A 22,688-nucleotide genomic window follows, 5' to 3' on the forward strand; every position below is an offset into this window, starting at 1 on the left:
CGAGGCATTGGACTCCTCGCATACGATGGCCCGTGCGGTGGGGTGGACCCCCCGTGCAGTCGTCCAGTGCCAATACAGGCAAGGAGCCCGCTCAAGTGTCCGTCTTCGACAAGATCCTGCGCGCCGGCGAAGGCAAGATCCTTCGCAAGCTGCAGCGGATTGCTGCCCAGGTCAACTCCATCGAAGAGGACTTCGTCAACCTCACCGACGCCGAGCTGCGCGCGCTGACCGACGAGTACAAGCAGCGGCTCTCGGACGGCGAGTCGCTGGACGACATCCTCCCCGAGGCTTTCGCGACCGTGCGCGAGGCGGCCAAGCGCGTGCTCGGCCAGCGCCACTACGACGTCCAGCTCATGGGCGGCGCGGCCCTGCACCACGGCTACGTCGCCGAGATGCGCACCGGCGAGGGCAAGACGCTGGTCGGCACCCTGCCCGCGTACCTCAACGCCCTGACGGGCAAGGGCGTGCACCTGATCACCGTCAACGACTACCTCGCCGAGCGCGACTCGGAGTGGATGGGCCGGGTGCACCGCTTCCTCGGCCTCGAGGTCGGCGTGATCCTGGCCAACATGACGCCCGCCGAGCGCAAGCGCCAGTACGGGATGGACATCACGTACGGCACCAACAACGAGTTCGGCTTCGACTACCTGCGCGACAACATGGCCTGGTCGCAGGAGGAACTCGTCCAGCGCGGCCACAACTTCGCGGTCGTCGACGAGGTCGACTCGATCCTCATCGACGAGGCCCGTACCCCGCTGATCATCTCCGGCCCGGCCGACCAGGCGACCAAGTGGTACGCCGACTTCGCCAAGCTGGTGCTGCGCCTGAAGATCGACCGCGACTACGAGGTCGACGAGAAGAAGCGCACCGTCGGCATCCTGGAGGAGGGCGTCACCCGGGTCGAGGACTACCTCGGCATCGACAACCTCTACGAGTCGGTGAACACCCCGCTGGTCGGCTTCCTCAACAACGCCATCAAGGCGAAGGAGCTCTACAAGGCGGACAAGGACTACGTCGTCATGAACGGCGAAGTCATGATCGTCGACGAGCACACCGGCCGTATCCTGGCCGGCCGCCGCTACAACGAGGGCATGCACCAGGCGATCGAGGCCAAGGAGGGGGTGGAGGTCCAGAACGAGAACCAGACCCTGGCCACCATCACCCTGCAGAACTTCTTCCGCCTGTACGACAAGCTCGCGGGCATGACCGGTACCGGCACCACCGAGGCCGCCGAGTTCCACCAGATCTACAAGCTCGGCGTCGTGCCGATCCCGACCAACAAGGACCCGCTGCGCATCGACCAGCCCGACCTGATCTACAAGTCGGAGCCGGCCAAGTTCGCCGCCGTCGTCGAGGACATCGCCGAGAAGCACGAGAAGGGCCAGCCGGTGCTGGTCGGCACCGTGTCGGTCGAGAAGTCCGAGTACCTGTCGCAGGAGCTGCGCAAGCGCGGTATCCCGCACGAGGTGCTGAACGCCAAGCACCACGAGCGCGAGGCGCAGATCGTCGCGCAGGCCGGCCGCAAGGGCGCCGTCACCGTCGCCACCAACATGGCCGGCCGTGGCACCGACATCATGCTCGGCGGCAACCCCGACCACCTGGCCGCCGCCGAGCTGGCGCAGCGCGGGCTGACCGAGACGGACAACCCGGACGAGTACGTGGCCGCCCTCCCCGAGGCGCTGGAGAAGGCCAAGGCCGCGGTCAAGGCCGAGCAGGACGAGGTCAAGGAGGCCGGTGGCCTCTACGTCCTCGGCACCGAGCGGCACGAGTCCCGCCGGATCGACAACCAGCTGCGCGGCCGCTCCGGCCGTCAGGGCGACCCGGGCGAGTCCCGCTTCTACCTGTCGCTGGGCGACGACCTGATGCGCCTGTTCAAGGCCGGCATGGTCGAGCGCGTGCTCTCGATGGCCAACGTGCCCGAGGACGTGCCGATCGAGTCCAAGATGGTCACCCGCGCGATCGCCTCCGCGCAGACCCAGGTCGAGCAGCAGAACTTCGAGATCCGCAAGAACGTCCTGAAGTACGACGAGGTGCTCAACCGCCAGCGCGAGGTCATCTACGGCGAGCGCCGCCGCGTCCTGGAGGGTGAGGACCTGCAGGAGCAGATCACCCACTTCATGGACGACACCGTCGAGGCGTACGTCCGGGCCGCGACCGGCGAGGGCTTCGAGGACGACTGGGACCTCGACAAGCTCTGGACGGCGCTCAAGCAGCTCTACCCGGTCTCCCTGGACCTGGCGGAGCTGGAGGAGGAGGTCGGCGGCCCGTCCGGCCTGACCCCCGAGTACCTGATCAAGGTCCTCCAGGAGGACATCCAGGCGCAGTACGGCGCCCGCGAGGACCAGCTCGGCGAGGAGATCCTGCGCGAGCTGGAGCGCCGCGTGGTGCTGGCCGTGCTGGACCGCCGCTGGCGCGAGCACCTCTACGAGATGGACTACCTCCAGGAGGGCATCGGCCTGCGCGCGATGGCGCAGCGCGACCCGCTGGTCGAGTACCAGCGCGAGGGCTTCGACATGTTCACCGCGATGATGGAGGGCATCAAGGAGGAGTCCGTCGCCTACCTGTTCAACGTGGAGATCTCGGTCGAGCAGCAGGTCCAGGAGGTCCCGGTCGAGGACGCCGAGGTGGTGCTCGACAAGCTGGAGAAGGACGCCGCGGCCGCCCGCCCGGAGATCAAGGCCAAGGGCCTGGAGGCCCCGAAGCCGAAGCGGCTGCACTACACCGCCCCCTCGGTGGAGGTCGGCGGCGGTGTGGTCGAGGGCGACTTCGACGACCTGGCTCCGGAGGACGAGGGCGACGGGCTGACCCGCGCCGAGCGCCGCAAGGCCGCCCGGTCCGCCAAGGGCCGCCGCCGCAAGGGCTGAGCCCCGGGCCCCAGGGCCCGCAGGACGCCGTACAGGGCGCCGTTCCCCCACGGGGACGGCGCCCTGCGCCGTCTCGTACCGGGGGCGTGTCCGCAGCGCGCTCACCGGGCCTCCACGGCGGTGCACCGCCACTGCCCGGCGGGGCCGCGGCGCTCCAGGCGGAAGGCGACCATGTGGTGGCGCCGGCCGAGGTCGACCCGTACGCACGCCTCCACGGCGCCTGGTGAGGGCGAGCGGTCGTGCACCGGCCCGAGCCGGGGCCGGTCGGCCGCACCGCCGCGGCGCAGCGCCCCGACGCGGACGAGCGAGGCGAGCTGCCCGTAGCCGTCCAGGGTGGTGTGCCGCATCAGCTGGCCCGAGGGGCGGACGCCGGTGAGCACCTCGACGAGCTGGTGGGCGAAGCGGGCGGCCAGCGCGCGGGCGTCCTGGTCGTCGGGCGGGGTGGCGACGGCGGCCGCGCAGGCGGCGCGGGGGTGCAGGGGGCGTCGCCCGGCCCGGTCGCAGTCGGAGGGGCGCGGCTGGCGGTGCGGGTGGGCGGCGAGGCGGTTGAGGCGGGCGGTCACGGGGGCTCCTGGGGCGGTCGGTGCAGGGCGGTGCAGGGCGGTGCGGGTACGGACGAGGTTCAGGCTGGAGGGCGTCCGTACGAGGCGGCAATGCCTTTTCGAGCCCGGGGGAATCCGCGCCAAGTTCACCTATCCGGGCGAATTGACAGGTGCGGCGCCCGGCCGGGCGCCCGCCCGCTCGGCACGCGGTTGACGGGCCCGCGCGGGCCGTACGGCCCGGAAAGGGGACGCCGGGTTCGGCGGACCGGGTGGCCCCCGGCAGGCCCGTCCCGTTGCGCCGGGCCAGCGAGGGTGCGCACGATCGGAGCCTGACCGGGGGCGCGGCACGAGGACGGGCGGCCGGAATGACGACACGGGTGGCGGCGACGCCGGCCCCGGCGGTGGCGGGAGACGCCCCGCCGTCGGCCGGCCCGCCCCGGCAGGCCCCAGGCCCTGCCGGGGCGATCTTGCCGGGCACGCGACGCCGGATCATCCCGCCTGAACGTACGGCCGAACCGCCCAAGTACGTCCAGTACGAGGGCGGCCCGGCCGCACGCCCGGACGGGCGCCCGACGCCGCGCGCTGATCCGGCAAGATCGCCCCGGCAGGCCCTGGTCCTCGGCGGCGGAGGGATGCTCGGCGCGGCCTGGACGGTCGGCGCACTCTGCGCCGTCGAGGAGGCCGTCGGCCGCCCGCCGGGCGAGGCGGACCTGCTGCTGGGCACCTCGGCCGGCTCGATCCTCGCCGCGCTGCTGACCGCCGGGGTGCGCCCCGAGCAGCTGCGCGACCACCAGCGGGGCCTGCCGATCACCGAGGGCCCGCTGGCCGGGGTGGACTTCGACTACGACACGGCGGTCGGCGGCGCGCTGCCGCCCCGCCCCCGGGCCGGGATCGGCTCGCCCGGGCTGCTGCGCGAGGCCGTGCGGCACCCGGGGGAGTACCCGCTGCTGACGATGGTCTCGGCGGTGGCGCCGCACGGGCGCGGCTCCCTGGCGCCGGTCGGCGAGCTGGTGCGGGGCCTGCTCGGCCCGGCGGCCCTGCCCACGGGCGGTGCGGCGCCGCTACGGGTGGCCGCCGTGGACTACCGCACCGGCCACCGGGTGGTCTTCGGCGATCCGGACGCCCCGGCCGCCTCCGCCGCCGAGGCGGTGACGGCCTCCTGCGCGATCCCCGGCTGGTTCGCGCCGGTGCGGCTGAACGGCTCGGCGTACGTGGACGGCGGCTGCTGGTCCGCCACCAACGCCGACCTGCTGCTCGGCCGGGGCCTGGAGGAGGTGTACGTCCTCGCCCCGATGGCCCTGCGCCTGGCCCCGAGGCCCGGAACCGGCGAGCGCGGCACCCTGGCCGCGCTGCGCGAGTGGCGCGAGCGGGACCGCCCGCGCGGGGTGCTGGCGCAGCTGGTCAGCCGCTACCGCCGCTCCGTCACCCGGCAGCTGCTGCGCGAGGCCGCGCTGCTGCGCGCCGAGGGCGTACGGGTGCGGCTGCTCGCCCCGACACCGGCCGATCTGGCGGTCATGGGCCCCAACATGATGGACCCGGTCCGCCGGGGCGAGGTGCTGGAGAGCGCCCTGCGGACCACCCGCGAGATGCTGCGGGCGGCCCGGTAGGTGATCACAGCCCTTATTCTGGGGCCGCTGAGTAGCAGTGCCGCTGGACGAGACCGGAGAGTGCCACCGATGCGCGTGTACGTGCCCACCACCCTGAACGGCCTGGCGGCGGCGTACCAGGGCGGCGCCCTGGACGAGTCGGCGGCCTACGCCGTGACGCCGGCGCTGCGCGAGTGGTACGTCAGCGACGACCTGGAGGAGCTGGAGTACGCGGCGCTGAACCGGGCCGCGCAGTCCTCGCTGCGGCTGCTCGCGGCCGACGCGGACGCCCCGCGCCGCCGCGTCGTGGTGGCGCTGGACGTGGCCGACTCGGCCGTGCGCCCCTTCCCCGGCGACGAGTACCAGGACCAGGCGTCGCTCGGCCGGGTGGTGCTGGCCGGGCCCGTGAAGCTGGCGAAGGCGGCCTCCGTGCACGCCGACGTCGCCGACGCCGAGGTGGTCGAGGACGTCTCGGCCGCGGTGGCGGCCGTGGCCGCCGCCGACGCGGGCGACCAGGACGCCCAGTTCACCGTGGACGGCGCCGAGGACCACGACCTGCTCTGGTTCGCGACCCAGGAGATCCCCGCGCTCCTGGGGTGACGACCCGCGGTCCGCCCCGCCGCCGCCCTACCGGCGGCTGCTACCACTGGGCCCAGGTGAGGTTCCAGCCGCCGAGGCCGTTGTCGGGGGCGACGGTCTTCTCCTTGGTGTTCACGATCTTGACGACGTCGCCGATCATCGAGCTGTTGTAGAACGACCCCGCGGGGGAGGTGTCGCGGCCGCCCTCCACGTCCTTGAGGGCGATGCAGCCGTGGCTGGTGTTCTCGGTGCCGAACGGGTCCCCCTTGTACCAGTAGTTTCCGTGGAGGTAGGTGCCGCTCCGCGTCAGCCGCATCGCGTGGGGGACGTCGGGGATGTTGTACTCCTTGCCCAGGCCGACGGTCTGGGAGTCCATGTGGGTGATGGGCTCCTTGGACATGATGACCATGGTTCCGCCCCAGGAGGGGTGCTGGGCGTCGCCGAGGGTGGCCGGCACGGTGGTGGACTTGCCGTCCCGCTCGATCGTGATCTGGTGCTTGGCGGAGTCCGCGGTGGTGATCTGGGAGCGGCCGATGGTGAACGGTTCGTCCTTGTCGACGTCGCCCCAGACGCCGGGGGCGACCTCGACGTTCTTCAGCCGGTAGTGGATGGTGACCTTGGTGTTCGGCTTCCAGTAGTCCGCCGGGCGGAAGTCGAGCCGGTTGTCGCCGAACCAGTGGCCCTTCACCTCGGTGCCGTTGTCCGTCTCGAAGGTGATGGCCTTGGCGACGGCGTCCTTGTTCACGACCTTGCTGCTGAAGTCCACCTTGACGATCATGCCCACGCCGTAGGTCTGGCCGTCGGCGACGTTGTCGTTGGTGGACACCTGCTTGCCGGCCGCCGCCGTGGTGAAGGCGCTGGTGATCGCGGAGACCAGACCGGCGGCGTCCTTCGCCTGGGCGTTCACCGTGTACGCCGTGCCGGGGGCGAGCGCGGCGGAGGGCTTCCAGCCGCTGCCGTCCGGGGTGATCGAGCCCTGGACGGGCTTGCCGTTCTTGTCGGTCACGGCGACGGCGGTGAGCTTGCCCTGGGAGACGGACACCTGGAGCGCGGTCGGTGCGACCGCCTGGGACCCGTCCTTCGGCTCCACGTTCAGCACCGCGGCCGAGGTCTTCGGCGTCGCCGCGGTGGCGTCCCCGCCGGGCGCGTCGGTGGCGGCTGTCGCGGCGGTGGCGGGTGCGGCCTCGGGGGCCTTGTCCTTGTCGTCGCCGCAGGCCGCGGACATCAGCAGGACCCCGCCCATCGCCAGTGCCACCGCACCGCGGCGGAGACGGTCGTTGGTGCGAATCGCGGCCGGGGCCGTCCGTACAGTGCTCACAGGTTTGCTCCCTCTCGGTGTTCGGCGTCAGCTTCCGAGCCGGTTCGTCCCGGCCGCAACGGTGGGCCGGGCATCGGGGATGCGGGGACGCCCCTACCGTGGTTGAACTGGGGAGACGTAACCTTCCTGGGACGCCTCGGCGGGGCGCTGGGACGGGGGCACGAGCGGGGGGAGGACCGGTGCCGGAGGGGATCGGGGAATCGACGGGGGCGGACGCGGTCGCGCGGCTGCTCCAGGAGCTGAAGAGTCGGTCGGGGCTCAGTTACGGCGCGCTGGCGAAGCGGCTGCACGTGAGTACGTCGGCCCTGCACCGCTACTGCAAGGGCGATGCGGTGCCGGTGGAGTTCACCCCGCTGGAGCGCTTCGCGCGGCTGTGCCGGGCGACGCCGGAGGAGCACGCCGAGCTCTACCGGTTGTGGGTCGCCGCCGACGCGGCGCGGGGGAGCCGGCAGGCGTCCGCGCCCGCGGAACCGGAGCCGCCCGCGGCACCGGAGCCGGAAGCCGAGGCGGTGGCACAACCGGAGGAGCTGCCGGCCGTGCGCACCTCCGCCGCGCCGAAGCGGCGGCGCGTGCGCCGGGGCGTCCTTGCGGCCGTCGCCGCCGCCGCGGTGCTCGCCGCCGTCGGAGCCGTCGCCGTCGATCGCAGGACCGGTGCCCCCGAGCGCGCTCCCGCCACGGCTGCGCCCCCGTCCCCCGGCGCCACGTCGCCCGCCGCCGACCGGGGTGAGAGCGCCCCGATCACCGTCTCCGTCCGCCCGTCCGGCTGGGACTCCGAGTGCGACCGGTTCCTCGTCGACCGCCCGCCGTCGCAGGTCCCCCGCCCGCCCGAGGTGCTGGACGTCCCCGGCTGGGCCTCCGAGCTCGGGGCGGTCCCCGCCAAGTACCAGTCCATCAAGCTCACGGTGCAGGGCACCGGCAGCGAGACCGTGGTGCTGACCGCCCTCAACGTCCGCATCGCCCGGATCGCGGCCCCGCTGACCTGGAACGCCTACGCCGTGGGGGAGGGCTGCGGCGGCGGGGTCGGCGTCCAGTCGTACGACCTCGACCTGGACGCGGCCCGCCCCCGTCCGGTCGTCTCCGCGGGCAGGAGCGGACTGCCGCTCAAGGTGAGCGAACGGGACCCGGAGGTCATCGAGGTCAACGCCGAGACCGACGCCCACGACGTCAGCTGGTACCTGGAGCTGGAGTGGTCCAGCGGTGACCGGAAGGGCACGGTGTCCGTCGGCCTCGGCGACGGCAGGCCGTTCCGCACCAGCGCGCTCAAGGGCCGGACGCAGTACCACTACCCGATCGGCGCGAACTCCTGGGAGCTGAGCCCCTTCCAGCAGTGACGCCCGCCCTACCCGGGTGTCGGCCGCGCCGTTTAACGTATGACCTCGTGCGCACTCACATCGTTTGGGACTGGAACGGCACGCTCTTCCACGACATGGAGGCGGTGCTCGGGGCGAGCAACGCCGCGTTCGCGACCATCGGCGTCGGCCCGATGTCCATGCAGGAGTACCGGGAGCGGTACGAGATCCCGATCCCCCGCTTCTACGAGCGGCTGCTCGGCCGGATGCCCTCCGAGGAGGAGTGGCGGGGCCTGGACGTCGCCTTCCACGAGCGCTACCGCCAGCTCAGCCCCGCCTGCGACCTGACCGAGGGCGTGCGGGAGCTGCTGGACGGCTGGGAGTCGGCGGGCAACAGCCAGTCGCTGCTGTCGATGTACGAGCACGAGAAGCTGGTGCCGCTGGTCGACGCCTTCGGGCTGACCGGCCGCTTCCTGCGGGTGGACGGCCGCAGCGGGCCGGCGGGCGGGAAGAAGGCGGAGTCGCTGGTCCGGCACCTGGCCGGGCTCGGCGAGCGGGTGGACCCCGCCCGTACGGTCCTGATCGGCGATGCCGCGGACGACGCCCTGGCGGCGCTGGCGGCCGGCGCCCACGCGGTGCTGTACACGGGCGGCTCGCACACCAGGGAGAAGCTGGAGCCGATCGGCGTCCCGGTGGTGGACAGCCTGGCCGAGGCCGTGGAGCTGGCCGGGCGGCTCACCGGCTGATCGGCTCACCGGCTCACCGGCTGATCGGCTGATCGGATACGTGGCGGGCACCACGTCCGCCGCCCGCGTGTCTGAACGGGCGGATCGCGCCCTGCCTGGTCAGGCTGGACGGTGACCCACCAGCCGCCAGGACGGAGCCGTCATGCCCATCGACGCAGTCACCGAGGTGCCGACGCCGCTCAACGAGCCGGTCCTCACGTACGCGCCGAACACCCCCGAGCGGGCCCGGCTGGTGCGGCGCCTGGACGAGCTGGCGGCCGAGCGGGTGCCGCTGCCGATGACGATCGGCGGCGAGCAGCGCTTCGGCGGGGGCGAGCGGATCGACGTCGTCCAGCCGCACCACCACGCCGCCCGGCTGGGCGTGCTGGGCAACGCCACCCGGGAGGACGCCCGGGCGGCGGTGGACGCGGCGCTGGCGGCCGGGCGGCAGTGGCGCTCGCTCTCCTTCGACGACCGGGCGGCGGTGTTCCTGCGGGCGGCCGAGCTGCTGGCCGGTCCGTGGCGGGAGACGCTGAACGCGGCCACGATGCTCGGCCAGTCCAAGACGGCCCAGCAGGCCGAGATCGACTCCGCCTGCGAGCTGATCGACTTCTGGCGCTTCAACGTCCACTTCGCCCGGCGGATCATGGCCGAGCAGCCGATCTCCTCGCCCGGTGTCTGGAACCGCGTGGACCACCGCCCGCTGGAGGGCTTCGTCTACGCGGTCACCCCGTTCAACTTCACGGCGATCGCGGGGAACCTGCCCACCGCCCCCGCGCTGATGGGCAACACCGTGGTCTGGAAGCCCGCGCCGACCCAGACGCTGGCCGCGTACCACCTGATGCGGCTGCTGGAGGCGGCGGGCCTGCCGCCCGGGGTGATCAACCTGGTGACCGGCGACGGCCTCCAGGTCTCCCCGGTGGCGCTGGCCGATCCGGCGCTGGCCGGGCTGCACTTCACCGGCTCCACCGCCACCTTCCAGTCGCTCTGGCAGACCATCGGCGCCAACATCGGCGGCTACCGCACCTACCCGAGGATCGTCGGCGAGACCGGCGGCAAGGACTTCCTGCTGGCCCACCGCTCGGCGGACCCGGACATCCTCAGGACGGCCCTGGTGCGCGGCGCCTTCGAGTACCAGGGCCAGAAGTGCTCGGCGCTCTCCCGCGCCTACCTGCCGCGCAGCCTCTGGCAGCGGATCAAGGACGAGTTCCTCGCCGAGGTCGACGCCCTGACGGTGGGCGACGTCACCGACCTGTCGAACTTCATGGGCGCCCTGATCGACAAGCGGGCCTTCGAGAGGATCCGCACGGCGATCGACCGGGCGAAGGCGGACCCGACGGTCGAGCTGGCGGCCGGGGGCCAGTACGACGACGCGATCGGCTGGTTCGTCCGCCCGACCGTCCTGGTCTCCTCCGACCACCGGGGCGAGATCTTCCGCACCGAGTACTTCGGCCCGATCCTCGCGATCCACGTCTACGAGGACTCCCGCTGGGAGGACGTGCTGGGCCGCGTCGACTCGGGCGCCCCGTACGGGCTGACCGGCTCGGTGATCGCGCAGGATCGTTACGCCATCGCCCAGGCCGTGGAGGAGCTGCGGTTCACCGCGGGCAACTTCTACATCAACGACAAGCCCACCGGGGCCGTCGTCGGCCAGCAGCCCTTCGGCGGCTCCCGGGCCTCCGGGACCAACGACAAGGCGGGCGCCGCGCAGAACCTGCTGCGCTGGACCTCGGCGCGGGCGATCAAGGAGACCTTCGTCCCGCCGACCACATCCGGTTACCCCCATATGGGCTAAAAGCGAACATCAGCCTCCGGTTTGGACATGGTGTCCAGGACGGCCCGGACATCCTGCACCTTTGTGCCTACCTGTACCTGTGCACCTTCGATTGATCCGGTTAGGCTGGCTGGCGTCGTCGGGTGGCTTTCGCAGGACGAATCGTCCTACCCACTGTGAGGGCGTTTCATGCGTGCCATGAGCCCCTTTCAGTCGGATGGTGCGGCAGGATTGCGATAGACCCGTCGGTGTTCATCCACACACCACCGAGTCACGCAACGGCGCGCGACAGGAGCCAAGAAGTCATGCAGACCAAGCTGGACGCAGCCAAGGCCGAACTGCTCAAGAAGGCAGCCGCAGCCGCTGAGAACAGCCAGGTGGGGGGAGCGGCGCCGGGGGAGGGTCTGAGCAACGGTGCTCTGACCGCGTACCTGCACCACTACTACCTGCACACCGCGCCCGAGGACCTGGTCGACCGCGACCCGGTCGACGTGTACGGCGCGGCCGCCTCCCACTACCGCCTGGGCCTCAAGCGCCCCCAGGGCACCGCCGAGGTGCGGGTCCACACCCCCTCGGTCGAGGAGAACGGCTGGTCCTGCGGCCACACCGTGGTCGAGGTCGTCACCGACGACATGCCCTTCCTGGTCGACTCCGTCACCAACGAGCTGTCCCGCCAGGACCGCGCGATCCACATCGTGATCCACCCGCAGCTGCTCGTCCGCCGTGACATCACCGGCAAGCTGCTGGAGATCCTCGACATCGACGCCTGCTCCCGCAGCAAGGCCGCCGGCACCGAGTGGCCCGCCGACGCGACCGTCGAGTCGTGGATGCACATCGAGATCGACCGCGAGACGGACCGCGAGGACCTGCGCACCATCGAGACCAGCCTGCGCCGCGTCCTCGGTGACGTCCGCGAGGTCGTCGAGGACTGGGGCAAGATGCGCGACAGCGCGCTGCGCCTGGCCGACGAGCTGGCCGAGGAGCCCCCCGCCGCCCTGCCCGAGCAGGAGGTCGGCGAAGCCTGGGAGCTGATGCGCTGGCTCGCCGACGACCACTTCACCTTCCTCGGCTACCGCGAGTACGACCTCGTCGAGCACGAGGGCGAAGAGGTCCTCAAGGCCGTCGCCGGCACGGGCCTGGGCATCCTGCGCTCCGACCCGCACAGCCACGACAGCGCCCACCACCCCGTCTCCGAGGCGTTCGGCCGGCTCTCCGCGCCGGTGCGCGCCAAGGCGCACGAGAAGAAGCTGCTCGTCCTCACCAAGGCCAACAGCCGCTCCACCGTGCACCGCCCCGCCTACCTCGACTACGTCGGCGTGAAGAAGTTCAACGCCGCCGGCGAGCCGATCGGCGAGCGCCGCTTCCTCGGCCTGTTCTCCTCCGCCGCGTACACCGAGTCCGTCACCCGCATCCCGGTGGTGCGCCGCAAGGTGCAGGAGGTACTGGACGGCTCCGGCTTCTCCAGCGAGAGCCACGACGGCCGCGACCTGCTGCAGATCATGGAGACCTTCCCCCGGGACGAGATCTTCCAGACCCCGGCCTCCGAGCTGCTCTCCATCGCCACCAGCGTCCTCTACCTGCAGGAACGCCGTAAGCTGCGCCTCTTCCTGCGCCAGGACGAGTACGGGCGCTACTTCTCCGCGTTCATCTACCTGCCGCGCGACCGCTACACCACGCGCATCCGGCTGCTGATCACGGACATCCTCAAGGAGGAGCTGAACGGCGCCACCATCGACTACACGGTGTACGCCACCGAGTCGGTGCTGACCCGTCTGCACTTCGTCGTCCGCGTCGCCCCCGGCACCGCGCTGCCGCAGCTCACCGACAGCGACATCGAGCGGATCGAGAACCGCCTGGCCGAGGCCGCCCGGTTCTGGATGGACGGCTTCCACGACCAGCTGCACATCGAGCTGGGCGAGGAGAAGGCCGCCGAGCTCGGCCACAAGTACGGCAACGCCTTCCCCGACGGCTACCGCGCCGACTTCCCGCCGCGCACCGCCGTCGCCGACATCAAGCAGATCGAGTCGCTGCACGGCGAGGGCGACTTCCGCCTGAACCTGTACCAGCCGGTCGGCGCGGGCGACGACGAGCGCCGCTTCAAGATCTACCGCGTCGGCGGCCCGATCTCGCTCACCGAGGTCCTGCCCGTGCTGCAGCGCCTGGGCGTCGAGGTGCTGGACGAGCACCCGTACGCGCTGCGCCGCTCGGACGGCACCACCGCGTGGGTGTACGACTTCGGCCTGAGGCTGCGCGAGGCCACCGACCTCCCCGACGAGGCCCGCGAGCGCTTCCAGGAGACCTTCGCCGCCACCTGGACCGGCAAGGCCGAGAACGACGGCTTCAACGAGCTGGTCCTCACCGCCGGGCTGACCTGGCGCCAGGCGACGGTGCTGCGCGCGTACGCCAAGTACCTGCGCCAGGCGGGCTCCACGTTCTCCCAGGACTACATGGAGGACGCGCTCCGCAACAACACCCACACCACCCGGCTGCTGGTCAACCTGTTCGAGGCCCGGCTCAGCCCGAGCCACCGCCTGGGCGCCGACGAGCTGACCGAGGGCATCCTGGAGGAGCTGTCCGGCGCGCTCGACGAGGTCGCCTCGCTGGACGAGGACCGCATCCTGCGCTCCTTCCTGCACCTCATCAAGGCCACCCTGCGGACCAACTTCTTCCAGCACGACGGCTCCGGCGCGTGGCACTCCTACGTGTCGATGAAGTTCGACCCGCAGGCCATCCCGGACCTGCCGGCCCCGCGCCCGGCCTTCGAGATCTGGGTGTACTCGCCGCAGGTCGAGGGCGTGCACCTGCGCTTCGGCAAGGTCGCCCGCGGCGGTCTGCGCTGGTCCGACCGGCGCGAGGACTTCCGTACCGAGATCCTCGGCCTGGTCAAGGCCCAGATGGTCAAGAACACCGTCATCGTGCCGGTCGGCGCCAAGGGCGGCTTCGTCGCCAAGCAGCTGCCGGACCCGTCGGTGGACCGCGACGCCTGGCTGGCCGAGGGCGTCTCCTCGTACAAGACGTTCATCTCGGCGCTGCTGGACATCACCGACAACCTGGTGGCCGGCGAGGTCGTCCACCCCGCCGACGTGGTCCGCCACGACGAGGACGACACCTACCTGGTCGTCGCCGCCGACAAGGGCACCGCGACCTTCTCCGACATCGCCAACGGCGTCGCGGAGTCGTACGGCTTCTGGCTGGGCGACGCCTTCGCCTCCGGCGGCTCGGCCGGCTACGACCACAAGGGCATGGGCATCACCGCCCGCGGCGCCTGGGAGTCGGTCAAGCGCAACTTCCGCGAGCTCGGCGTCGACACCCAGAGCGAGGACTTCACCGTCGTCGGCATCGGCGACATGTCCGGTGACGTCTTCGGCAACGGCATGCTGCTCAGCGAGCACATCCGCCTGGTCGCCGCCTTCGACCACCGCCACATCTTCCTCGACCCGAACCCGGACGCGGCCGTCTCCTACGCCGAGCGCCGCCGCCTGTTCGAGCTGCCGCGCAGCTCCTGGGACGACTACGACAAGTCGTTGATCTCGGCCGGCGGCGGGGTCTTCCCCCGCTCGGCGAAGTCGATCCAGGTCAGCGCGCAGGTCCGGGCCGTGCTGGGCATCACGGAGGCCCGCCTCACCCCGGCCGAGCTGATGAAGGCCATCCTCCAGTCGCCCGTCGACCTGTTCTGGAACGGCGGCATCGGCACCTACGTCAAGGCGTCGACCGAGACCAACGCCGAGGTCGGCGACAAGGCCAACGACGCCATCCGCGTCAACGGCGACCAGGTCCGCGCCCGCGTCGTCGGCGAGGGCGGCAACCTCGGCTGCACCCAGCTGGGCCGCATCGAGTACGCGGCCGTGGGCGGCCCCGAGGGCAGCGGCGGCTGGATCAACACCGACGCCATCGACAACTCGGCCGGTGTGGACACCTCGGACCACGAGGTCAACATCAAGATCCTGCTCAACCAGGTCGTCGCCGAGGGCGACATGACGGTCAAGCAGCGCAACACCCTGCTCGCCGAGATGACCGACGAGGTCGGCCGCCTGGTGCTGCGCAACAACTACGCGCAGAACGTCGTCCTGGCCAACGCCGTCGCCCAGGCGCACAGCATGGTCAACGTCCACGCCCGGATGATCAACCGCTTCGAGGCGGCCGGCCGCCTCGACCGCGGCCTGGAGTTCCTGCCCACCGAGCGCCAGATCCGTGAGCGCCAGCAGAGCGGCCGCGGGCTCTCCCAGCCCGAGATGTCCGTGCTGCTCGCCTACACCAAGATCATCCTGGCCGACGAGCTGCTCGCCACCGACCTGCCCGACGACCCGTACTTCCGCACCGCGCTGCACGAGTACTTCCCCAGCGCGCTGCGGACGAGGTTCGCCGACGCGATCGACAACCACGCGCTGCGCCGCGAGATCATCACCACGCTGATCGTCAACGACACGATCAACCGCGGTGGCTGCACCTTCGCCTTCCGCCTGAAGGAGGAGACCGGCGCCACCTACGAGGAGATCGCCCGGACGCACACCGCGGCGCGGGCCGTCTTCGGCCTGGAGGAGATCTGGGCGCAGATCGAGGGCCTGGACAACAAGGTCCCGGCGCGCGTCCAGACCAAGATGCGGCTGCACTCGCGGCGCCTCGTCGAGCGCGCCACCCGGTGGATGCTCAACAACCGCCGCCAGCCGCTCGACATCGCCGGCACCATCGAGTTCTTCCACGACCGGGTCAACCAGGTCTGGGGCTCGCTGCCCAAGCCGCTGCGCGGCGAGGACCTGGCCTGGTACGAGAAGGTGTACGGCGACCTCGCCGGCGCCGGGGTGCCGGAGGAGCTGGCCGTCCGGATCGCGGGCCTGTCCTCCACCTTCCCGACGCTGGACATCACCGAGGTCGCGGACCGCTCGGGCAAGGACGTCGCCGACGTCGCCGAGCTGTACTACGACCTGGGCGACCGCCTGCAGATCTCGCACCTGCTCGACCGCATCATCGACCTGCCCCGCACCGACCGCTGGTCGTCGATGGCCCGGGCCGCCATCCGCGAGGACCTCTTCGCGGCGCACGCGGCGCTGACCGCCGACATCCTGGCCTGCGGCTCCGAGGGCGCCACCCCGGAGGAGCGCTACAGCGCCTGGGCGGATCTCAACTCCACCCTCCTGAACAGGGCGAAGAGCACCCTCGACGACATAAGGGGTTCGGACAACTACGAGCTGTCCAGCCTGTCGGTCGCGATGCGGGTCATCCGCACGCTGCTGCGCACGGGTTCGATGCGCTGACACCCGGCAGTGCCCTCGGTGGGGCCCGCACCTGGGAAACCGGGTGCGGGCCTCTCTCGTGCCTTGGATAGAATGATCGAATTCGACAAGGGGGGCCTTGAGATGAAGATGAACCGCAGATCGGTTCGCGTGGTCGCTGCGAGCATGATGGTGGCGCTGGTCGTCGCCGGGGCGGGGGCCTGCTCGTCCGACAAGAAGAAGGACGACGCGGCTCCGGCAGCGGCCTCGGCGGCGGCCACCAGCAAGGGCCCGGAGGCGTTCGGCGCCGCGGGCTGCCGGGGCCTGAAGCCGGGCATCACCAAGGACGCGGCCCTGGCCGGGGGCACCCTGGAGACCGCGCCGGTCTCGCTGATGGACGGCTGCACCGACTTCGTCTACAAGGGCGGCCCCGCGCCGGACAAGGCGCGGATGGACGCCGAGGCCGCCACCGAGGCCAAGTTCAAGGACCTCAACGGGAAGGCGGACGCGGCGGCGGCCAAGAAGCCCGCCCCGGCGCCCACCCTGCCGCCGAACGCCTCCGCCGCCGACTCTGCGGCCATCGCCGCCCAGGCCGCGGGCTCGGCCCAGAACTCCGCCGCCGACGCCAAGCTGATGGCCGACGCCGCCCAGTCCAGCGTCGACATGCTGACCGCCCGCGAGACCAGGAACAAGGCGTTCGCCACCAGCGGCCGCGTCTCCTTCGCCACCTCCGGCCTGCGCGAACTCGTCGCCCCGTCCGACGCGAAGACCGCCGAGGGCATCGGCGTCGGCTCCACCACCGACGCCGTCCAGGCGGCCTACGGCTCCAAGGGCCTGGTGAAGGACAAGTACGGCAGCTTCACCCTCCCCGTCGAGGGCCAGCAGGGCTGGAACTACGAGTTCGTCGTGACCGACGGCAAGGTCACCACCCTCGCCGTGGCCAACCGCACCCTGAAGTGCACCGCCTGACAGCCCGAACCGCATGACTGCGGCGGTGGTGAGCCCGTGCCCGCGTAGCGCCGCGCGCGCACGCGCGACACCGCCCGCTGTGGTGGCGGCGCCACCACCGACCGTGACGGTTCTGGCGCCGAGGCCCGCGCACGGGCGGCAGATGCCCGGTTGGGGCACCGGATCGTGGCACGTGGCGCACTCCGCGTACGAGGGTGGCGGCGCAGCCTGCACGGGCGGCATCTTGCGTCGGAGCCGGTCGCGCAGGATCGCCACCGGGGAGTGCAATGGTGAGGGCAGGCCGGAGAGCAGGGCATTGGCCAAATCGGTTGCCGTGCTGCCGCGTTCCAGCCACTGGACCACGAGCGGTGCCAGCTGCTGCGCCTCGGCCTCGCCGAGGCGCAGCCGGGGTTCGGGCCGGATCGCGCGGAAGAGCGCGGCCACCGCCCTGCGGGTCTGCTCGTCCGCTCGCGTCAACTGGGCCGGGAGGGTGGGTACTTCTCCCGGGTTCTTTACCAGAAGACTGTCACGGAGGCCGGTCTCGGGCTCACCGGGGCCCGAAGTGCGGTCACTCGGTGGCGCCGGGCGCTGCGGAGTGTCGTATACCTGCACTTCGGTACGAAGTGTGCCGTTGGGCATCCGAACCGTCTCGACCAGGTAGTACCCGGCTTCCTTGAGTTCGTTGAGCGCCCGACGGATCGCGCCGCGCCCCTGCGTGCTGCTGTCGGCCATGTGTCGCCCGTCCTCGCGCCAGCCGTCGGGGCGGGAGAGGAGATCGGCGAGGAGGCCGCGAGCGGTGTAGCTGAGGCGACGGTCCTGGAGGAGGCTGTTCGGAAGTACGGTGAAACAGCGCGCGTGAGCGCTACGATGAATCTGCATTGGGAGTGTCAGCTCCTGTGCCGGACCCCGGGGTGTTCCACCACCGCCGGGGTCTTCCATGTTCTGTTGATGCGGAAAGTAGCACAGCCACTACACGGAGTGCGAACCATTCGGAAAGTCCGCTGACCACGGTCTCTGTGACGGTGGGTGCGCCGCCGCTCAGGCAGCGGCGCCGTACTGACTGGTCAGCCGCCGGACTTCGGCATCCTTGAATGCCTGCACCTCTTCTACGATCCCGCTCTTCGGCAGCTCAGCCACGGGGACGCAGAGGTCCATCCGCTGGATGCAGACGCCGACCATGTATTCGCCCCGGTCGGTGAGGTACAGGCGGATGCCGTAGTAGCCCTCCTGGCAGTCCGTGTCATTGTTGAACCGGCACGACGTACAGGTTTCCGGGAGGCGCACGGGCAGCAGTCGCTTGACGTAGACAGCCCTGCTGCCGAGTGCCCGGTAGAGGGTGCGTTCGTCGGAGGTGCCAGCGGTGAACGTCCGAAGCACTGGCTCCGCGCCGACCCGGTCGAGTACTGCGGAGATCGCCGCAGTCGACTCCGCGCCGTCCTGGATGCTGGTGAGCATCCGCACGTCCGCGAACTGGCCGTACGACTCGACCAGGTTGACGACCCGGTTCACGTGGGCCATGCCGGGAACGACGATGTTCACGGAGGCTCTCACGCCGTTGGAGACGGCGGCGCGGACGGTCTGCTCGGCAGCGCGGATCTTCGCCTCGGCCAGACCCCTGGACGTGAAGCGCTGGGACTGGACAGCCTGGAGTTCTTCCGCGGTGGTGCCGAAGACGGAGACGTTGACTCGGTTGAGGCCCGCTGTTGAGCAGTCCCGCATGACCTGTCGGCCGCGCTCGCCGTTGCTGGTCATTCCGACGCTGAGGCCCATTGCGGTGAGCGTCGATACCAGCACGGAGACCTCGGTGTGGAGAGTGGGTTCCCCTCCGGTGAGGTGGACCTCGTCGGCGCTGAACGCCTTCGTCACGGTTCGCACCGCGCGCCGGAAGGAGATGTCCGGGGCCATCCTCGCGGCGAGGAAGTTGACGCCGTTCGTCTCGCTGTAGATCGACACGCGTCCGGTCCTGCCGGGGCCCGTGGCGAAGGGCAGCAGCGTACGGCCCCGGTTGTCGGCGGTGACCGGGGTTCCCTCGTTGTGGCAGAACGTGCAGGCCAACCCGCAGTCGTCGATCACCTTGATGCGGATGGTCCTGTCCCGGACTACCCGGGTCGCCGGTGGTTTGGTTGTGGGCAAGGCTTGTCTCCTGTCACTCGAAGATGAGCCGGGGGATCGCCTCGATGTCGATCCCGTATCGGCGGTAGACCTTGGTCGTGTTCTCGCTCGTCAGCTCGGCCCGGGGAAGGCCGAGCACGGCTGCCGTTGCGTGGACGTGATCGGCGTTGTCCCCCTCGATCTCCAGGTACGGGGGGATCAGCGGCCATTCGTCGATCTCGATGGCCGCGCCGCCGAGGGTCCAGGAGGAGCGGCGGTTCTCCTGGTACGCCTTCGGCTGGTAGCCGAGCTTGCCGAGGAGCACGTTCATGGTGTCGAAGTCGTCGACGGTCGTCTCCGTTTCGGTCACGCCGTCGATCGCGTCGGAGTGGATCTCCTTGACGCACAGCGTGACGCTGGTGCCGATGTCACGGAGGCGGATCCAGGAGCCGGGCCGATCGGGGATGTCGTAGACGTAGCGGCGCTGGAAGCGGTCGGCTACGTGCTCGGCCCCTGCCTCGGTCAGCAGCGCTCGGATCTTCTCCGGCTCGACGTTGAGGATCTTTGCTTCGAACTCAGTTGCGGTCATTGAATGTTGCCTTCCTCGATGCTGTGCGGGACGCGCGAGCGAACGATATCGGCGATGGCGTGGGCCACCTCCTCAGGCGTGCGGCCGGTGCCGTCCACACGGAGAAGGCCGAAGGCTCTGTAGACGCGGGAGCTCTCGGCTGTGTTGGGCTCCTCCCGCTGGTGCCAGGAGCTCAGCGTCCCGCGCTCGGCTCGCCGACGGATCCGCTCTTGGCGAACCCGCTCGTCGACCTCCAGCAGGATCGGCACATTCGGGATGAAGGCCCCGTGCGGGTACTCCTGGGCCCACTCGTGCCCCATGGCCCTGTGTGTGGCGATGGTGCGCGGGAAGTAGGACTCGACCACCACGGTTCGCCCGCTCCCCGTGAGTTCTCGGGCCGTCGCCGAGGTGATGTGGTTCGCCATCAGCCACCAGTGAAACCGGGCGGGCAGGATGCCGGTGGCATCCACCTCCGCGCGCATGCGGGGGAACGCCGGCAAGGCGTCGTGCGTGAGGTGGACGCCGTTGACGAGGGCCGCGACCAGCGGGGCGACGGTGGTCTTCCCGCTGGCGCTGAGGCCGTCGAGGGTGATGAAGGATCCTCGGGGTGTGTCCATGCGAACTCCGTTCCTCGGTCGATTCGCGGGTTGTGTATTGCGGCACTCGCCCCTCGGCCATCCCGGGGGGCGAGTGCCTCGGGGTTACGCCGAACGCCTCGGGTGACCCGTGGTCCGGTCGTTGGCGGCGCGCAGGAGGACTGCCAGGCGGCGGGCGCCCATGATCGACTGGTCAGCCGCGCACTCGAACCACACGGTCTTTCCCGGGCCGTTGGGGTGTGAGCCCCAGGAATGCGCGAGCCCCTCGATCAGGAGCAGTCCACGGCCACCTGTGACGGTGTCCTGCGCGGCCTCCCGGTCCGGAAGGGTCGGGCTCGAATCGGTGACCTCCACCCGCAGCCGTTCTCCGGTCCACCGGACCGTGACCCGGCACTGGGCGCGGGTGTGCTCGATGGCGTTGGCCAACAACTCGCTGGCGCACAACTCCACATCTCGCAGGGCAGCGTCCGACATGGGCACCCGCCATGCTTCTGCGATCCTGCGGATCAGACGACGAGAGGGCGGCACGGCCGCCGGCTCCGGTTCGACATCCCATTCCTGCGGCACCGGCAACGAGGCGGTGCCGGTCGGGCTCATCAATGTGGCCGGGTGGTCGTCGACAGGCATACGGCCTCCGGCCGTAGGGAGTTGCGAGAGGAGGACCCGGCCTGACCGAGGCACGGGTTCGAGCTGCACTGGCGTCGCCCGGGGGCCTTCCCGACAGCACCGGCGTAACCGGCCGATCACCCCGGGCGACTGAGAACCATCAAACGCCTGCGGGCCGGGTAGGGACAGGGCGATCCTGTAGGCAGACGCTAGGCAGTTCACTAGGCTGTCTGGCCCTTACCGACGGCACCGCAGAGACGGGCCTCAGATGACCAACGACGCTCTACGAAGGCTTCGCCTCGGGCGAGAGTGGACCCAAGGCGAGGTCGCGAGCCGGGTGAACGGCCGGATCAAGGCCGCGACCGGCCGTGAGTCGGCGATTGACGCCAATGTGATCAGCCGATTAGAACGTGACGTGATCCGCTGGCCCGACGCGGATGTCCGTGATGCCCTGCGCGGCGTCTTCGGCGTGGCCACGAACGCAGAGCTGGGACTGTTCCCGAAACGGACCCGGCGGGACCGTGAGGAGGTGGGTGAGTCGAAGCGCCGTGACTTCTTGTCCGTCTCCCTGGCCTCGATCCTGCCTGACGTGATGCCATCCCCATCTACCCTTGGGATGAAGGACGTTGACGACATCGCAGAGCGAACGTTCGCTCTGGAGGAGTGGGACCGGCGAAGCGGAGGTCTTGCCACTCGTCATCTGGCCTTCGGTGAACTGCGAAGCGCTGTCGACCTCACCAAGTCGTCGATGGGACCGCGTGTTCGAGATCGGCTGTGCGGCCAGATCGCCAATCTCGCTGACCTCGCAGCGTGGTCGGCGTTCGATGCGGGCCAGAGCGCTCCCGCACGAAGCACCTTCGGGCTCGGCCTTAGGGCGGCCCAGGAAGCCGGGGACGACGGACTGCTGTGCCATGTTGCAACCGGTCTCGCCCGCCAGGAGATCGCCGAGCGTAGGTCCGGAGAGGCAGTTGCCCTGGCAGACATGGCCATGGGCAACGTGCCCTTGTCGGCGCTTGCAATGATCGCGGCGGTCAAGGCCCAGGCGTACGCGATCCAGGGCGACGAACCCGAGGTGATGCGGCAGATCGCTCTCGCGGAGTCGATCTACAGCCGCGTCAGTGATCTCCGTAGCGAGCCGCGCTGGATGTGGTACTTCACCGAGCACAAGCTGCACGGCGAGACCGGACACGCCCTCTACCTGCTCGCGACGGTCAAGGGGAGACCTGTCTCCGACCTGGTGTCCCGCCTCCGCCGAGCCGCGGACTCCCAGACCTCCAACCGTGCTCGCTCGAAGGCGATCGATACCGCCCAACTGGCAACAGTGCTCTATCGCCAGGGCGCGCGGGAAGAAGCCGAGCACTATGCCCACACAGCTACCGACCTTTCCACTGTGGTCCGCTCCGCGCGACTGGACGCCGCACTGGCCGAGATGAGGAGAGCCCAGACATGACGATCGAAGACGTGATCAAGGAAGCCGCAGCTCGGGGTGTTATCGGGCTTCCGGAGCCTTCCCGGCTCACCCATGTTCGGGTATGGCCGGGGGCGTCGCAGTGGGTCGGGGAGGTTGGCGAACCACCCCACAACGAGACCGTGGGTGATGGCATGTTCGACACCAAGGACGAGGCTCAGGAAGCCGCGTTGAAGGCCGTTGCTGACGGAAGGGCCTTGCTGGTCGCCCTGCTTCCGGATGATCTCGCAGCGACGGCCGCAGAGTGGTCAGCGCCCACCGTGACTTCATGGGACGCCTGACGGCCGCAGGGTGACCGGCCTGAGAAGTGCTCAGGCCGGTCGATTCGGATCATATCGCTTATCGTTTCGGCGGCCCCGGCCAATTTGGCCGGGGCCGCCGTCGATTCTGGATCAATTTCCTGACTGAAGGCCACGTTTTCCGGAGATGTTATTCTCTGGATTTTCTGCATACGCTGGGGGCCTGGCCGGAAACGGCCAGGCCCCCAGCGTATTTGGGTGGGGTGGGGTGGGGTGGGGTGGGGT

16 protein-coding genes are annotated in these 22,688 nt (G+C 70.5%); 10 read left to right on the forward strand and 6 right to left on the reverse strand.

Translation table 11 applies throughout. The features are described 5' to 3' along the window. Positions 1-95 precede the first annotated feature (95 nt). Positions 96-2,864, forward strand: coding sequence for a preprotein translocase subunit SecA (gene secA, locus IH61_RS0132860; RefSeq protein ID WP_031076610.1), 2,769 nt, complete (start codon positions 96-98; stop codon positions 2,862-2,864). 101 nt (positions 2,865-2,965) lie between these two features. On the opposite strand, the gene IH61_RS0132865 is transcribed toward secA, so the two are convergent. Continuing rightward, a complete protein-coding gene (locus IH61_RS0132865; RefSeq protein ID WP_051838474.1) occupies positions 2,966-3,427 on the reverse strand; it encodes an Rv3235 family protein in 462 nt (153 codons plus the stop codon). 446 nt (positions 3,428-3,873) lie between these two features. Between IH61_RS0132865 and IH61_RS0132870 the strand changes: the two genes are divergently transcribed. Next, positions 3,874-5,013, forward strand: a complete 1,140-nt coding sequence (locus tag IH61_RS0132870; RefSeq protein ID WP_158845538.1) for a patatin-like phospholipase family protein — start codon at positions 3,874-3,876, stop codon at positions 5,011-5,013. Between the two features lie 69 nt (positions 5,014-5,082). Then, positions 5,083-5,592, forward strand: coding sequence for a DUF6912 family protein (locus IH61_RS0132875; protein ID WP_031076616.1), 510 nt, complete (start codon positions 5,083-5,085; stop codon positions 5,590-5,592). Positions 5,593-5,632: 40 nt separating this feature from the next. Here the strand turns inward: IH61_RS0132875 and IH61_RS0132880 are convergent, their stop codons facing one another. Further along, the gene (locus IH61_RS0132880) at positions 5,633-6,889 is read right to left on the reverse strand and encodes a L,D-transpeptidase (protein WP_234327429.1); all 1,257 of its coding nucleotides are present in this window, start codon (positions 6,887-6,889) and stop codon (positions 5,633-5,635) included. A 179-nt stretch (positions 6,890-7,068) separates the two neighbouring features. Here IH61_RS0132880 and IH61_RS0132885 point away from each other — a divergent pair, with 179 nt between their 5' ends. The 5 genes from IH61_RS0132885 (at position 7,069) to IH61_RS0132905 (ending at position 16,856) form a co-directional block, all read left to right on the forward strand. Further along, the gene (locus tag IH61_RS0132885; protein WP_031076620.1) at positions 7,069-8,220 is read left to right on the forward strand and encodes a helix-turn-helix domain-containing protein; all 1,152 of its coding nucleotides are present in this window, start codon (positions 7,069-7,071) and stop codon (positions 8,218-8,220) included. A 47-nt stretch (positions 8,221-8,267) separates the two neighbouring features. Beyond that, complete coding sequence (locus IH61_RS0132890) at positions 8,268-8,924, forward strand: HAD family hydrolase (RefSeq protein ID WP_031076622.1); 657 nt, start codon at positions 8,268-8,270, stop codon at positions 8,922-8,924. Positions 8,925-9,072: 148 nt separating this feature from the next. After that, complete coding sequence (pruA, locus tag IH61_RS0132895; RefSeq protein ID WP_031076626.1) at positions 9,073-10,698, forward strand: L-glutamate gamma-semialdehyde dehydrogenase; 1,626 nt, start codon at positions 9,073-9,075, stop codon at positions 10,696-10,698. A 284-nt stretch (positions 10,699-10,982) separates the two neighbouring features. After that, positions 10,983-15,929: an NAD-glutamate dehydrogenase gene (locus IH61_RS0132900; protein WP_031076627.1), complete on the forward strand. Its 4,947-nt coding sequence runs from the start codon at positions 10,983-10,985 to the stop codon at positions 15,927-15,929. Between the two features lie 102 nt (positions 15,930-16,031). Next, a complete protein-coding gene (locus IH61_RS0132905) occupies positions 16,032-16,856 on the forward strand; it encodes a hypothetical protein (RefSeq protein ID WP_158845542.1) in 825 nt (274 codons plus the stop codon). A gap of 1,017 nt (positions 16,857-17,873) precedes the next feature. On the opposite strand, the gene IH61_RS0132910 is transcribed toward IH61_RS0132905, so the two are convergent. The 4 genes from IH61_RS0132910 to IH61_RS0132925 all read right to left on the reverse strand — a co-directional run bounded on the left by IH61_RS0132910 (position 17,874) and on the right by IH61_RS0132925 (position 20,717). Next, on the reverse strand, positions 17,874-18,968 hold the full coding sequence (locus tag IH61_RS0132910; protein ID WP_037973680.1) for a radical SAM protein: 1,095 nt from the start codon (positions 18,966-18,968) through the stop codon (positions 17,874-17,876). A 13-nt stretch (positions 18,969-18,981) separates the two neighbouring features. Continuing rightward, positions 18,982-19,515 (reverse strand): class IV adenylate cyclase, encoded by a 534-nt coding sequence (locus IH61_RS0132915; RefSeq protein WP_031076634.1) that lies wholly within the window; start codon positions 19,513-19,515, stop codon positions 18,982-18,984. Beyond that, positions 19,512-20,111 carry an AAA family ATPase gene (locus IH61_RS0132920; RefSeq protein ID WP_031076637.1) on the reverse strand — a complete coding sequence of 200 codons (600 nt, stop codon included), beginning with the start codon at positions 20,109-20,111 and terminating at the stop codon, positions 19,512-19,514. The genes IH61_RS0132915 and IH61_RS0132920 overlap by 4 nt, the downstream gene beginning before the upstream one ends. 84 nt (positions 20,112-20,195) lie before the next feature. Next, a complete protein-coding gene (locus IH61_RS0132925) occupies positions 20,196-20,717 on the reverse strand; it encodes an ATP-binding protein (protein WP_031076639.1) in 522 nt (173 codons plus the stop codon). Between the two features lie 247 nt (positions 20,718-20,964). Between IH61_RS0132925 and IH61_RS0132930 the strand changes: the two genes are divergently transcribed. Next, positions 20,965-22,146 (forward strand): hypothetical protein, encoded by a 1,182-nt coding sequence (locus tag IH61_RS0132930; RefSeq protein ID WP_158845545.1) that lies wholly within the window; start codon positions 20,965-20,967, stop codon positions 22,144-22,146. Continuing rightward, complete coding sequence (locus IH61_RS0132935; protein WP_031076643.1) at positions 22,143-22,445, forward strand: hypothetical protein; 303 nt, start codon at positions 22,143-22,145, stop codon at positions 22,443-22,445. Before IH61_RS0132930 ends, IH61_RS0132935 begins: the two co-directional genes overlap by 4 nt. Positions 22,446-22,688: the final 243 nt, after the last annotated feature.

Source organism: Streptomyces sp. NRRL WC-3742, assembly GCF_000720635.1.
GTDB lineage: Bacteria > Actinomycetota > Actinomycetes > Streptomycetales > Streptomycetaceae > Kitasatospora.